Source organism: Paenibacillus sp. FSL H7-0323 (assembly GCF_038002725.1).
In the GTDB taxonomy this organism is placed as follows: Bacteria; Bacillota; Bacilli; order Paenibacillales; family Paenibacillaceae; genus Paenibacillus_AQ; species Paenibacillus_AQ odorifer.
On record NZ_JBBODB010000001.1, the window covers coordinates 5574450 to 5588077 of the forward strand.

Genomic DNA, 13628 nt, shown 5'->3' on the forward strand with positions numbered 1-13628 from the left:
GAACGCGATAATAATATCGTTGACAACCGTTTGATATGGTGAAATAATACAGGAAAATAAAGGCAATGATACCGAAAGGTACAACCTCGCGAAAAGGAGGGTGTACCTTTTTTTTGTCGTGTGGACCGATTAATGAAATCCTATGGGGTAGTAGAAAAACTTTGAGAAATGAGATGAGGGTATGAACAAGCTTGAGAAGAAGCAATTTTATAATCAGCTGTTGAAATTAGCGGTACCGATATCCCTCCAAAGTCTAGTCATGGCGGTGCTGTATTTAGTAGATCAATTGATGGTAGGGCAGCTTGGGGGTGTAGCAATCGCTTCGGTTGGGATGGCTAGTAAAATCTATAGCGTGATTTCAGTGGTACTGGCGGGTCTTGCTACGGGTCTTGCTATATACGCGGCTCAATATTGGGGGAGTAAAGACCGAAAGAGCATCACACCACTACTGGGATTAAGTCTTGGAATTGGCCTGATCTTGTCGGGTTCATTTACGATATTTGTTTTTTTCAACCCTCGGCTATGTCTGTCTATTTTTACAACGGATAAAGAAGTGTTGGAGAATGGGTACATTTTTCTGAAAATCGTTGCCCTCAGTTATATTCCAACGATGTTGACGATGCTCTATTCGGCGGTTCTACGAAGTTCAGGACATGTAAAGTATCCAATGATTGTTAGCATAGCTGCTGTAGGAATGAATATTATTTTAAACTATGCGCTTATTTTTGGGCATTGGGGATTTCCAGAGCTTGGACTTGCAGGTGCGGCATATGCAACGTTAATCTCACGTATAGTCGAAAGTGCTTTGATTGTCGGAGCCATATATCGTGGAAAGCTGCCGGGTGCCGGAGGTATCAAGGAACTCAGTTCGTTTTCGAAAGCGCTGTGCATACCTTTTTTAAGGACGATAGCGCCTATTGTTTTAACGGAATTGGTTTGGGTCTTAGGGGAGGCTTGTTATTCCGTAATATATAGCCGTATGGGCACAGCGGAGATGACCGCTATGACAGTGACCTTTCCGCTGCAGGGGTTGACGATTGGGCTTCTGGCAGGGCTTTCTGGTGCAGCTGGCATTATGGTCGGACATAAGCTGGGAGAGAATAATAATGCAGGTGCTTTTCAGTATGCTCGTTTTTTTGTTCGAATAGGAGTAGGGATTTCATTGCTGCTTGGTGTTCTTATTGCTGTTCTTGCCCCGCTCTACGTCTCAGCCTTTAACTTAACAGTGGAAGAGCGACGAATGGCCACTTCCGTTATCTGCTTTTTTGCTCTTTTTTTATGGATAAAGGTGGGCAATATGATGATTGCGGGAGGGATCCTGCAGAGTGGTGGCGATAGTAAATTCGTCTTTATTATGGAAGCCTCCACAACTTGGTTGCTTGGGGTGCCTCTAGGGCTACTGTTGTCATGGGGATGGAAACAGCCTCTTCCCTGGGTATACTTCTTTCTGTCCCTGGAAGAGGCTGTTCGATTGGTTATAGGTTACGTGCGTTTTCGCCGTGGTAAATGGTTGAAGCAGCTGACCCATCAGGGGACAGAGGCGGATTGTAGTGCTTAACTAGTTACTTGCCATCGCCGGCTGGTTGCCATTGTAGGTTTTGGCTAGTTGAACATTTCCTAAGAAAGCAGAGACTCGCCGCAAATACTCACGCGGGTGCTCACGGAACAGCAATTCATGATGGCTGCCCTCTACGACCCAGGAATCTGAGAACGGATTGCTTTGGTTCGCGGCCAGCTTTTCGGCAATAGGATAAGGAGCTTTATCATCTTCGGTTCCATGCATGAGTAGAATAGGGAAAGGATAATCTTCGGATTTGACCTTCGCATAAGGAATTTGATTCAGCCCCGTACCGTTTAGAACTGGGAACAGCATTTCCATAATCGCCAGGGAAGGCTGGCGGGGCAGATCAATATTTTGCTTAATATTATGATACAGCGTATCTGGCTCTAACAAAAAGGTGCTGTCCAGAATCATCGCGTCAATGTCCTCTGATACTAATCCTGTTTGCAGTGCTGTGCCTGCTCCCATGGAGAAGCCCCATACCACTAACTCCTCAGCTCCACGTTCCTTAGCAAAATCAATAGCGCCTAGAAGCTGCTGGGATTCTTTTTTACCTCCGGTTGCAATATCCTTGTTGCCTTGGGCAGCAAAGCCGTAATCAAACATCACGACATTGAAATTCAGACTGTGTGCATAGTGAGCGAGATCGTACATAGGTACCCAAGATTCTTCCCGGTTGGCGCCATAGCCATGGCTGAACACGATAGTTTTGGTAGCCCCTTCGGAGGGAATATACCAGCCGCTCATCATCCGACTTCCATCTTTAGCTGGAAACGTCACATCCTCGTATGCGAGACCTTTGGCCTGCATGGGATTGGAATACAGAGGTGCGACCGTTGGATTAGATAATACCCAGGCGATATAGCCATGAAGTGAGACAAAGCAGAAGGCTAAGAAGAAAAAAATAGATAATAGCAGTGCAACGATAATATGCTTCACACGAATCATCCGCAGCGATAGCCGGGATGAACTGCCTTGTTTAGGTAGTTTAGGTCGACGGGAGACGGTTGTGCCGGTTTGGCGAGTTGCCAGATCCATATGGTCCCCTCCTAAGAATGATGTGAGTACTAGTGCCTAGAAGAATTTGTAAAAATGATTCTAAAGCATCAGTAGATAATTTAATATGTTAATCGTATGAAAAAGCCCTTACAAAGTCAATGAATTAGATGCTTTTGTAATGTAACTGTAAAGTGCGGCCCAACCTTTTCCGGCACATTTTTGGCACAACTCCGGCGGAGTGAATATACTGGACTTTCCATAGAGTTTTGCACTAAGATAGAGTTAGTTATAATGTAACCGAGTTTCATTTGATGAAACACGAGGGGGAGATTGTCATGGAGGACCGAAAGCTTACAGTGCGTGCGGTAGAACGTGCGCTTGATATATTGCTTTGTTTTACGCAGGACAGAGATTTAGGGTTGACGGAGATCGCTTCAAAGATTGATTTACATAAAAGTACCGTCCATAGGCTGCTGGCAACCTTGGAGGAAAAGGGCTTCCTCATTCGTAATCCGGCCACTGAGAAATACAGCTTGGGTATACGAATTTGGGAATTGTCTACGCATTTGCCTGCTTTTGATGAGTCGGCCGCGGTATTATTGCCGTCAATGGAACGGCTGCGGGATCGGCTAGGGGAGACCGTTAGTTTATACTTACGCGACGGCATAGAACGTGTGCGGATTCAGGCGGTTCAGAGCCAGCAGGCCATCCGGCGAGTGGCGCAGATCGGTGCGAGATTGCCTTTATCTGTGGGCGCATCAAGTAAAGTGCTGGCAGCCTATGCTCCTCCAGAGGTGCTGAAAGAATTGCTGGAGAGTTCGGGATGGCCGGACTACGTTGAGAAGGATGTCTATCAAGAGCAGCTTAATGACATTATCCGGCTCGGATATGCCACCAGTTTTGAGGAACGCGAGCCCGGCGCGGCCGCGGTGGCGGTGCCTGTTACGGGCCGCAGTGGAAATGTGATCGCGGCGTTATCACTGTCCGGCCCAGTTAGTCGCCTATCCCGAGATACGCTAGTGGAATATGCCGCGGTACTGAAGGAAGCGGCTAGTGAAATGGGCATGATGATTCCTTAATTCGCTGGCTGAGACATACCTTGTTAAACAGCGAAGCAGCGATCTCTCCGTTACTGGAGGATCGCTGCTTTGCTGTTTTGGGGAGGGACTTAGCCGATTGTGGGTAAGTGGCTGAAAACTGATGGCTGAATGATGGGGGACTGACGGGTAACTGATGAGTAATTGAGAGTAATTGATGGCCTGATGAATGACTGACGAGTGATTGATGAGTGACTGACGAGTGGCTGATGAGTGACTGATGGGTAACTGACGGCTGACTGATGGGTAATCAACAGCTAACTGACGGCTAGCTAATGGCTAACGGCTCCCCTACCTTGCGTTGGTTTGGTGAGCTTCAGTGAATATACGTTTCTTTGGAATCCTCAGTAACTCGTAATGCTGAGGCTCGAGCGTTTGAACCCCGGGTCTAGATAGGCGGAGGGACGGAGGGGCGGGAGGATGGAAGGACGGGAAGGTAGAGAACCCACCATGAACCTACGAGCCAACGATCCTACGAACCTACGAACCTACGAACCCACGAACCCACGAACCTACGAGCCAACAAGCCAACGAACCCACGAGCCAACGAACCTACGAGCCAACGAACCTACGAACCTACGAACCTACGAACCTACGAACTAATGAACTTACGAACCAATGAACTCACAAATCCGCGAACCCGCGAACCCGCGAACCCACGAACCCACGAACCCACGAACCCACGAGCCAATGAACTCACGAGCCAGTGAACTCACGAACCTACGAGCCAACGAACTTACGAGCCAACGAACCCACGAGCCAACGAACCCACGAGCCAATGAACTCACAAATCCATGAACCCGCGAACCCGCGATCCCGCGAACCCGCGAACCCACGAACCCACGAACCCACGTATCTCATAACTCGTACACAAGTAATCTCGGTTGTTATTTGATATTTATCCGGACTTATTTGCCCATTTAAAGCCTTTTTATTCGGACCCCAGTGCAGCTATTCGGCAAAAATTCCTGTAGCGTGTTTTTCATGCCTCTATGGAGTCCGATCGACGCTAAAAGTCGGATAATCGAGCGTATAGAGTCATCCCGATTTAAAGCCTATTTTTGACAGCAGAGTTTCGGACCCCAGTGCAGCTATTCGGCAAAAATGGGCTCCTGTAGCGTGTTTTTCATGCCAATAGGGTCTATGGAGTCCGATCGCACGCTAAAAGTCGGATAATCGAGCGTATAGAGTCATCTGAGTCCGATAGCGCGGAATCCTAAGCGTCCCCTGGGGCGTGCGGACTCAGGGGACGCTATTTGCGAATTGACAGCCATTTTGGCGAGTTTCGGACCCCAGTGCAGCTATTCGGCAAAAATGGGCTCCTGTAGCGTGTTTTTCATGCCAATAGGGTCTATGGAGTCCGATCGCACGCGTAAAAGTCGGATAATCGAGCGTATAGGGTCATCTGAGTCCGATAGCGCCAATAGCGATGGAGTCCGATAAGCGTCCCCTGGGTCCGTGCGGACTCAGGGGACGCTATTTGCGAATTGACAGCCATTTTGGCGTAGTTTCGGACCCCAGTGCAGCTATTCGGCAAAAATGGGCTCCTGTAGCGTGTTTTTCATGCCAATAGGGTCTATGGAGTCCGATCGCACGCCAAAAGTCGGATAATCGAGCGTATAGAGTCATCTGAGTCCGATAGCGCGGAATCCTAAGCGTCCCCTGGGCGTGCGGACTCAGGGGACGCTATTTGCGAATTGACAGCCATTTTGGCGTAGTTTCGGACCCTAGTGCAGCTATTCGACCAAAACGGGAACCTTTAGTATGTTTTTCATGCCAATAGCGACTATGGAGTCCGATCGCGCGCCAAAAGTCGGATAATCGAGCGTATAGGGTCATCTGAGTCCGATCCCACGCCAAAAGTCGGATAATCGAGCGAATAGAGTCATCTGAGTCCGATAGCATGGAATCCTAGGCGTCCCCTGAGGCGCGCGGAATCCTAAATGTCCCCTGAGCCTCACGCAGCAATGGTGAAGATTCCAAAGACAACAGACAGAAGCACCCTACCCGCCGCAAATTGGCTGCTGGAACCACCCCATAAAAAAGGGACTGCTCACAGCCACTCATGGCCGTGAAACAGTCCCTTTTTAAGTTACTTTAAATCTATTCTACCGACACCGCGGAAGAGTCTGTAGCATCTGCCAGCATCTGGCGAAGAACAGTCTGCAGGATACCGCCGTTGCGATAGTAATCAATATCGACTGTACTGTCGAGTCGTGCAATGACAGGGAAATCGAATTGTGTGCCGTCTTCACGGGTAGCCGTGACAGTTAGCTCTTGACTTGGCGCCACGTTGTTATCGAGACCAGTAATGTTGAAGGTCTCGCGTCCTGTCAGTCCCAAGCTGCTCCAGCCGTGGCCTTCTTGGAATTGAAGTGGGAGTACACCCATACCGACCAGATTGCTGCGGTGAATCCGCTCAAAGCTCTCAGCGATAACTGCTTTAACGCCAAGTAGAAGCGTACCCTTAGCCGCCCAGTCACGTGAGCTTCCTGTACCGTACTCCTTACCAGCGATGACGATCAGATTTTGTCCAGCATCCTGATAGAGCATGGAAGCATCATAGATGGACATAACCTCGTCGCTTGGCAAGAAGGTAGTAACGCCGCCTTCTGTACCAGGAGCTACTGCGTTACGAATCCGAATGTTAGCGAACGTACCGCGCATCATGACTTCGTGATTTCCGCGGCGTGAGCCGTAGGAGTTGAAGTCTGCACGTTCTACACCATGATCGCGCAAATATTCGCCAGCAGGACCAGAGGTAGAGATATTACCCGCTGGTGAGATATGGTCGGTTGTTACGGAATCAGCAAGCAGCGCTAGAACGCGTGCATCTTTGATATCCTTAATGTCTCCCAGACCGTCTGCCAGATGTTCGAAGAATGGCGGATTCTGGATGTACGTGGAATTATCATCCCACTCATACAGCTCGCCTTGCGGAACAGGAATCGAATTCCAACGTTCGTTAGCGGTGAATACATTTTCGTATTTGCTACGGAACATCTCCGGACTAAGGGAGAGACCAATGGCTTCACGAATTTCAGCAGTGGTTGGCCAGATATCTTTCAGGAATACTGGCTCACCTTGCGGATCAAATCCAAGTGGCTCAGTTTGCAAATCGATATTTACTGTACCAGCCAGTGCGTAAGCAACTACGAGCGGCGGTGAAGCCAAGTAGTTTGCTTTTACCTGAGCATGTACGCGGCCTTCAAAGTTCCGGTTACCGGAGATGACTGCGGCTACGGTCATGTCATTGTCAGTAATGGCTTGACTAACTTCTTCAGGCAATGGACCGGAGTTACCGATACAAGTGGCACAGCCATAACCAGCCAAGTAGAAGCCCAATGCTTCGAGTGGTTTCAGCAAGTCTGCTTTTTGCAGGTATTCAGTAACCACCAAGGATCCTGGTGTCAAGCTGCTCTTAACGTAAGCTGGTTTGGTCAGACCACGTTCCACAGCTTTTTTCGCCAAAAGACCTGCTCCAAGCATAACGCTAGGGTTGGAAGTATTCGTACAGCTAGTAATAGCTGCGATTACGACTGCGCCTGTGCTGAGCTTGCTGGTAGTATCATTTTTGTGCTGTACTTCTACGACTTGAGCGATTTTCTCATCGCTGAGACCATAACCGCCTTTGTCTACAGGTGTACGGATAATACCTTCGAAATTTTCCTTCATATGCGTAAGTTCGATCCGGTCTTGTGGACGTTTTGGTCCAGCCAAGCTAGGAACGACAGAAGCTAAGTCAAGCTCAATCACATCGCTGAACTCAGGGTCTGGCGTATCCGAGGTACGGAACATCCCTTGTGCTTTGTAATAAGATTCAACCAACGCCACCAGATCATCCGGACGGCCCGTGCTGCGAAGATAAGCGAGTGTCTCGTCATCTACAGGGAAGAAACCGATAGTTGCTCCGTATTCTGGCGCCATGTTGGCAACAGTTGCCCGGTCAGCCAGACTGATGTTAGCAAGGCCAGGTCCGTAGAATTCGACGAATTTGCCGACTACACCCTTTTTACGCAACATTTCAGTTACTGTCAGTGCCAAATCCGTTGCTGTAGCTCCTTCGATAAGGCTGCCTGTAAGCTTGAAGCCCACTACATCAGGTGTAACAAAATAGAGCGGTTGTCCAAGCATTCCTGCTTCAGCCTCAATACCGCCTACACCCCAGCCCACAACACCCAGACCATTGATCATCGTGGTATGGGAATCCGTTCCTACAAGGGAATCTGGATAAACGACAGTTTCACCATCGATAGTTTTAGTAGTGGCAACGGAAGCTAAATACTCTAGATTTACCTGGTGCACGATACCTGTTGCTGGTGGAACTGCACGGAAGTTGTTAAAAGCTGTCTGTGCCCAACGAAGGAAACGGTAACGCTCCTCGTTGCGTTCGAACTCAACGTTCATATTGTATTCCAAGGCGTCTGCTGTACCGAAAGCATCAACCATGACAGAGTGGTCAATTACAAGGTCAACCGGGACAAGCGGATTGATCTGTTTAGGATCTCCTCCGGCTTTTTTTACAGTATCACGCATAGCTGCGAGATCCACGACTACCGGAACTCCGGTGAAATCCTGAAGCACGATACGAGCAGGGATAAATGGAATTTCTTTATTACGGTCAATGTCACCTGACCAATCGGCCAGTTGTTTCACATGTTCTTCAGTAATTGCCCGTCCGTCAAACTGACGTACAGCAGCCTCTAGTAGGACTTTGATCGAAAAAGGCAGGGAAGAAATAGAGCCCAATCCTTGTTCCTCAAGGGACTTCAGATCATAATAGCGATAAGATTTGCCGCCTGATTCCAGGGTCCGAGCCAATGAAAAATGATCCTTGCTTGGCATATATGCGCCTCCTTGTTTCGTCTAATGAAACCCAATTTCAAATTGCTTCTAGCTTAATTATAACGGTTACAAAGTGGGGAGTAAAGTTTTTTTTCCTACATCTAAAGCCCGAATTATGCCTGAGAAAATGCCAAGCTACCCTTCCATTGTTATATTGTATCGTTTCGGGATATTCTTTTTACCTCAAAAAGAGCCATTTAAAGGAGATAATACGAAAGAATTCACCGGAATCCTTGGTTTTACTTAATTATTAGGCGAAATACACACTGAATTTCCCTTCCTCAGTCATTAGGTGATAGGGTCCTCGTTGTCGATGTTGGATTGAGATGTCGGACTTGGGGTTAGAGTTTTTGCCTGAAACATCCTTAACTATTCAACCGATCTGTATAGCGGCCTGTTTCCTTTCATATACATAGAACAGCAGTTAAAAGGGAAAGAAGGGGCGCGAGTATAATGGAACAACAGTGGAAGCAAAGTCTTTATGTATATGTTGATCAAGTGAATAAGGCCAGGGTGGAGCCTAAGTCATCATCGCATACCGTTTCCGTATCCGTTAAGGATCCGCGTTTTCTGGTAGAACAAGGGGAGCGTTCAAGACGTCTTGCGGAGTGGTATAAAGAACGTGGGATAACTCCTTTGCGCGGAGAGACAGGGGTTAAGACTTTGCGGACCGTCCGGCAGACTCCGACCGAGGTAGTAGCAGAGGTTACACTGCATAGTGCGCTTTATTATGAAAAAGGCGGCGTTAACCACCGCGAGGATATTATCGAGCTGGAGCGGCTAACCTTTGTACGGGACGGTGGGGGCTGGGAGATTGCTGGTGTGGAACGAAGTGTCCCTGAAAGAAATACGGTTCATCGGGCAGAGGTAGAGCTATCGGGCAGACTATCCAAATGGGGAGAGGCTTTGCCGGCACCGCTGCCATCACAGCCCCTGCTTAACCGGAATGTTCTCGGAGAAATTGCGGGTTCAAGAGAGGTTCGTTATAACCGTGAAGAAGCTGTGGCGTATGCCGACCGCTGGTGGAAAGACGGCAATCCGGAGTTCGAAACCTTCGAGGTGGATTGCACAAATTATGTCTCCCAATGTCTCTTTGCAGGGGGAGCACCTATCAACTATACTGGTAAAAGAGAAACGGGCTGGTGGTACAAAGGTTACCAAGGCAAACAAGAATGGTGGAGCTATAGCTGGGCTGTGTCAGACAGTCTGCAACGCTATTTGAGCGGAAGTCGGAGCAGTGGCTTGCGTGCGGAAGTCATGGAGCGGCCGGAGCAATTGATGCTGGGCGATATCATTCAATATGACTGGGATGGCAACGGGCAGTATCAGCACAGCACAATCGTCACAGCTTTTGATGCAGGAGGTATGCCGCTTGTGAATGCACGTACCGTTAGCAGCCGTCATCGCTATTGGGACTATCGTGATTCCTACGCATGGACTGATCAAACGAAATACCGTTTTTTTCATATTAACGACTACTTATAGTACAGAAAGAGGTTAAGGGAATGGGGAACGCAAAACTAACCGTAGGGCTGGTGTACGGGGGCAAATCAGGAGAACATGAGGTATCGCTACAGACGGCTTTTGCCGTGATGAACTCATTTGATTATGATAAATATGAGATTATACCTTTTTACATTTCAAAACAGGGATTGTGGAAGGTTGGAGAGAAGTTATCAGCTCCTTACAGCCAAGTGGAGCAGCTCAAGCTTGCAGAAGCGACCGAAGATATGGGCACAGCCCTGAACGTGGTATTTAGTGGATTATCGGGTGCTGACCAAACAGTGGACGTAATGTTCCCGCTGTTGCACGGCACGTATGGTGAGGACGGAACGATTCAAGGGTTGTTCGAAATGGCGAATATTCCTTACATCGGTGCTGGTGTTCTTGCCTCTTCGGCAGGTATGGATAAGGTGGTCATGAAGAAGCTGTTCGCTGATGCCGGTCTGGATCAATGCGAGTTTTGTTATTTCAACATCAGCGCTTGGAAAAGAAAACGTCATGAGTTGATTGTTGGTGTAGAGGATAAACTGGGATATCCGGTATTCGTGAAGCCTGCCAATCTAGGCTCAAGTGTAGGTATTTCTAAGGCTGCCGATAAGGATAGTCTTGTAAAAGCCATTGATTTTGCTTTCCGCTATGATACCAAAGTTATTATTGAGGAGTTTGTGGATGCGCGTGAGGTAGAGGTTGGCGTGCTTGGAAATGATGAACCAGAAGCCTCTGTTCCGGGTGAAATCGTTTCTTCTGGTGAATATTATGATTACGCAGCCAAATATACGGACGGCAAATCGCAAATGATGATTCCTGCACCAGTGGATTCTGAAGTGGCCGATCGTTTGCGGGAGTCCGCGATAGTTGCTTTTCGAGCGATTGAGGGCAGTGGAATTACCCGGGCAGACTTCTTCTTGCGAAAATCAGATGGTAAAATTCTAATTAACGAAGTGAACACGATGCCTGGTTTCACTCCTTACAGCATGTATCCGCTATTGTGGCGTGAGACGGGTGTATCTTATAGAGCTCTGTTAGACCGAATGATTGAGTTAGCCTTGGAGCGCTATAATTTTAAACAAGGTCTTAAGTACGACAACGAGTAATAGAAGCTATAGCGGGAATATCCCGACTGGAAGGAGAGAAGAAACATGGGTTTTCAAACAGAATTCAACTCCGTCTGCAAATTCAAGAGTGAACAAGAGCTGTACGAGCTGCTGGAATATGGGCGCACCAAAATGGTGAAACAAGGCTTTCGTGTGTATCCGACGGGTCAAAAGGTTATTGCTTACACCCCTGAGAACGTAGCTGTAGCCATTGTCAAAATTTCAGCCTCGATTGCAGAAATTAATTTTCAAGGGCATGAGGTTACCGCGGTAGAGATGGAGCTTGTGCGTAAGCTGAATGAAGAAGAGTCCAGAGTGCAGACGGCTTTGGCTGAGGAAATGTTTTTTGGAGCACAGGGATGATTGTCCGCTTCGGATATGTAGCGATGTCCACCGTTATCAAAGACTGCTCCCCATCTAAGACAATGACGATGGCCTCTTTTAAGAAGCTGGATGACCGTGAAGCGGCACTTCGGCGTTTGGAGAACATCGCTAGAATGAATCTGCATAATACGCTGCGGTTGATGAAGCATAATGTGGCTTCGGACATCATGGTGTACCGCCTCACTTCCAAAATCATTCCTTTGGCGACGCATCCGGATTTGCAGGACTGGAATCCGTTTGCGGCGCTCGCCGAGGAATTTGCGGAAGTGGGCCAATATGTGAAAAAGCACGGGCTGCGTGTTTCTTTTCATCCAGATCACTTTACAGTACTTAGTACACCCCGTCCGGAGGTGCTGATAAACTCCGTACGGGATTTGCAGTACCATGTGGACATGCTAGTTGCTATGGGGCTTCCTGCCATGGCGAAGAACAATATCCATATTGGCGGAGCTTATGGGGACAAGCCTGTAGCGGCGAAGCGATTCGAGGAGCATTTCCGCGCGCTGCCGGCAGCGCTGCAGGAGCGTATAACGCTAGAGAATGACGATAAGACATTTACAGCTCCGGAGACACTGGCAGTCAGTCAGAGCGTAGGATTACCGATGGTGCTGGATATTCACCACCAATGGGTGAATAATGAAGGAGAGCTCCCTTGGGAGCTGTGGCCTGACATTTTGCAGACATGGCGAAGCGAGCTAGCACAGAAGGACGTTCCTTCTGGAGAGCTTTTGCCGCCTAAGATTCATGTATCCAGTCCGCGCAGCCCGTCTGATCCGCGCAGCCATGCGGATGGCGTGGAACCTGCGCCTTTGCTGGCTTTTCTGAAACGTATTGCCGCAGATACGCCTGCTGTCGATGTTATGATTGAGGCGAAACTAAAAGATGGCGCGTTATTTGGATTGATGGAGGCTATGAAGGAGCTGGCTGAGGCCGGTAACGGAATTTCCTTATTAAATGGGGCAAGCGTGAATATTGAACCTTAAACAATGAAAATAAGGAGATAGGTCCCGAATACGGGTCCTATCATGACTTGATATGTAACTTGAAATAGGGTACGTTGAATGAAACTTTAATCGCTTATCGTCTTTATATGGACCTAGGGCATTTATGCTCGCAGGTGAGAATTGGGTCCTCTTTTGGCGGAACTTTGGGAACTTGGGGAACGTTTTGACGTATTGCACGGTATTGTGAATAGGATTGCTTTAGAATTAAAGCCATTGGCGATTATGTTCAAGAAAGTGGAGTGAAGATATGAGTCCTTTAAATCCAGAGGGTAAGAATGAACGTGAACCCTATGTAGTAACAAGCAAGGGACATACGGCGGTGGCCATTAATGCGGCTGCCAAAGCAGGAGAATGGATAAAGAGCAGACAGGGTCTCGTGAAGGAGCTGAATACAAAAACTTCAGCACAAGATCTGGTTACGGAAGTTGATAAAGGCGTTGAGCAAATGATTCGCAGGCTGATCCTGACACATTTTCCCGACCATGCCATTCTCGGGGAAGAGGGGGTTTCGCCGGGAGCAGCAGCGGCTACCGCTGCATTGGAAGAAGCTCGTGAGCATGAATATTTGTGGATTGTAGATCCTGTAGATGGTACGACTAATTTCGTACACGGATTTCCTTTTTACTGTGTCTCCATAGCATTGGTGATTCGCGGTGAACTAACTGTAGGCGTTATTTATGATCCGACTCGTGATGAAATGTTCGTCGCTGAAAAAGGAAAGGGAGCTTACATGCACGGTGTTCCTACCTCGGTCTCTACGGAGACTGATTTTGGGGACAGCCTGATTGCTATGGGCTTTCCGCCGGATCGTGAGTTTGCACAACCTGTGAATATGGCAGGACTGCAAAGTATTCTTCCGCAGATTCGTGGTATTCGTGCCGGAGGCGCGGCTGCTCTACATTTAGCTTATGTGGCGGCAGGCCGTGTAGATGGCTATTGGGAAGTGGGCTTAAGCCCTTGGGACTGTGCAGCAGGAGTACTGCTTGTACTTGAATCAGGAGGCAAGATTACGGATACCCTAGGACGTTCATATGATATTGGTACACGCCATGTAGTAGCAAGTAATGGCCACATTCACGAATATTTGGTTTCGTCACTGAAGAATGCTGAAGCAACAGGATATAAGCTTTAGGGAGGACGA

General features: G+C 48.3%; 10 protein-coding genes. 8 read left to right on the forward strand and 2 right to left on the reverse strand.

All coding sequences use genetic code 11. The annotated features are described in order from the left end of the window. Positions 1–181: 181 nt before the first annotated feature. Positions 182–1558 carry an MATE family efflux transporter gene (locus MHH89_RS25095; RefSeq protein ID WP_341088406.1) on the forward strand — a complete coding sequence of 459 codons (1377 nt, stop codon included), beginning with the start codon at positions 182–184 and terminating at the stop codon, positions 1556–1558. Here the strand turns inward: MHH89_RS25095 and MHH89_RS25100 are convergent, their stop codons facing one another. After that, complete coding sequence (locus MHH89_RS25100; protein WP_139329954.1) at positions 1559–2599, reverse strand: alpha/beta hydrolase; 1041 nt, start codon at positions 2597–2599, stop codon at positions 1559–1561. A 296-nt stretch (positions 2600–2895) separates the two neighbouring features. On the opposite strand from MHH89_RS25100, the gene MHH89_RS25105 reads away from it, so the two are divergent. Beyond that, positions 2896–3639, forward strand: a complete 744-nt coding sequence (locus tag MHH89_RS25105; protein ID WP_036676839.1) for an IclR family transcriptional regulator — start codon at positions 2896–2898, stop codon at positions 3637–3639. A 438-nt stretch (positions 3640–4077) separates the two neighbouring features. After that, positions 4078–4260, forward strand: coding sequence for a hypothetical protein (locus MHH89_RS25110; RefSeq protein ID WP_341088408.1), 183 nt, complete (start codon positions 4078–4080; stop codon positions 4258–4260). Positions 4261–5760: 1500 nt separating this feature from the next. Here the strand turns inward: MHH89_RS25110 and acnA are convergent. Further along, positions 5761–8502 carry an aconitate hydratase AcnA gene (acnA, locus tag MHH89_RS25115; protein WP_038568617.1) on the reverse strand — a complete coding sequence of 914 codons (2742 nt, stop codon included), beginning with the start codon at positions 8500–8502 and terminating at the stop codon, positions 5761–5763. 453 nt (positions 8503–8955) lie between these two features. On the opposite strand from acnA, the gene MHH89_RS25120 reads away from it, so the two are divergent. From MHH89_RS25120 to MHH89_RS25140, 5 genes are all read left to right on the forward strand, one after another. Continuing rightward, a complete protein-coding gene (locus MHH89_RS25120; protein ID WP_080742388.1) occupies positions 8956–9987 on the forward strand; it encodes an amidase domain-containing protein in 1032 nt (343 codons plus the stop codon). Positions 9988–10007: 20 nt separating this feature from the next. Further along, positions 10008–11099 carry a D-alanine--D-alanine ligase gene (locus MHH89_RS25125; protein WP_076130522.1) on the forward strand — a complete coding sequence of 364 codons (1092 nt, stop codon included), beginning with the start codon at positions 10008–10010 and terminating at the stop codon, positions 11097–11099. Positions 11100–11144: 45 nt separating this feature from the next. Then, positions 11145–11462: a hypothetical protein gene (locus tag MHH89_RS25130; RefSeq protein WP_036679853.1), complete on the forward strand. Its 318-nt coding sequence runs from the start codon at positions 11145–11147 to the stop codon at positions 11460–11462. Continuing rightward, complete coding sequence (gene uvsE, locus MHH89_RS25135; RefSeq protein WP_036679855.1) at positions 11459–12466, forward strand: UV DNA damage repair endonuclease UvsE; 1008 nt, start codon at positions 11459–11461, stop codon at positions 12464–12466. Before MHH89_RS25130 ends, uvsE begins: the two co-directional genes overlap by 4 nt. Before the next feature lie 268 nt (positions 12467–12734). Next, positions 12735–13619, forward strand: coding sequence for an inositol monophosphatase family protein (locus MHH89_RS25140; protein WP_036679857.1), 885 nt, complete (start codon positions 12735–12737; stop codon positions 13617–13619). Positions 13620–13628 lie beyond the last annotated feature (9 nt).

Bases quoted from the DNA above. Each gene is read 5' to 3' on its own strand.
- MHH89_RS25105 (WP_036676839.1), top strand. From the start codon at position 2,896: ATGGAGGACCGAAAGCTTACAGTGCGTGCGGTAGAACGTGCGCTTGAT.
- MHH89_RS25100 (WP_139329954.1), bottom strand. From the start codon at position 2,599: ATGGATCTGGCAACTCGCCAAACCGGCACAACCGTCTCCCGTCGACCT.
- uvsE (WP_036679855.1), top strand. From the start codon at position 11,459: ATGATTGTCCGCTTCGGATATGTAGCGATGTCCACCGTTATCAAAGAC.
- MHH89_RS25140 (WP_036679857.1), top strand. From the start codon at position 12,735: ATGAGTCCTTTAAATCCAGAGGGTAAGAATGAACGTGAACCCTATGTA.
- MHH89_RS25120 (WP_080742388.1), top strand. From the start codon at position 8,956: ATGGAACAACAGTGGAAGCAAAGTCTTTATGTATATGTTGATCAAGTG.
- MHH89_RS25130 (WP_036679853.1), top strand. From the start codon at position 11,145: ATGGGTTTTCAAACAGAATTCAACTCCGTCTGCAAATTCAAGAGTGAA.
- MHH89_RS25095 (WP_341088406.1), top strand. From the start codon at position 182: ATGAACAAGCTTGAGAAGAAGCAATTTTATAATCAGCTGTTGAAATTA.
- acnA (WP_038568617.1), bottom strand. From the start codon at position 8,502: ATGCCAAGCAAGGATCATTTTTCATTGGCTCGGACCCTGGAATCAGGC.
- MHH89_RS25125 (WP_076130522.1), top strand. From the start codon at position 10,008: ATGGGGAACGCAAAACTAACCGTAGGGCTGGTGTACGGGGGCAAATCA.
- MHH89_RS25110 (WP_341088408.1), top strand. From the start codon at position 4,078: ATGGAAGGACGGGAAGGTAGAGAACCCACCATGAACCTACGAGCCAAC.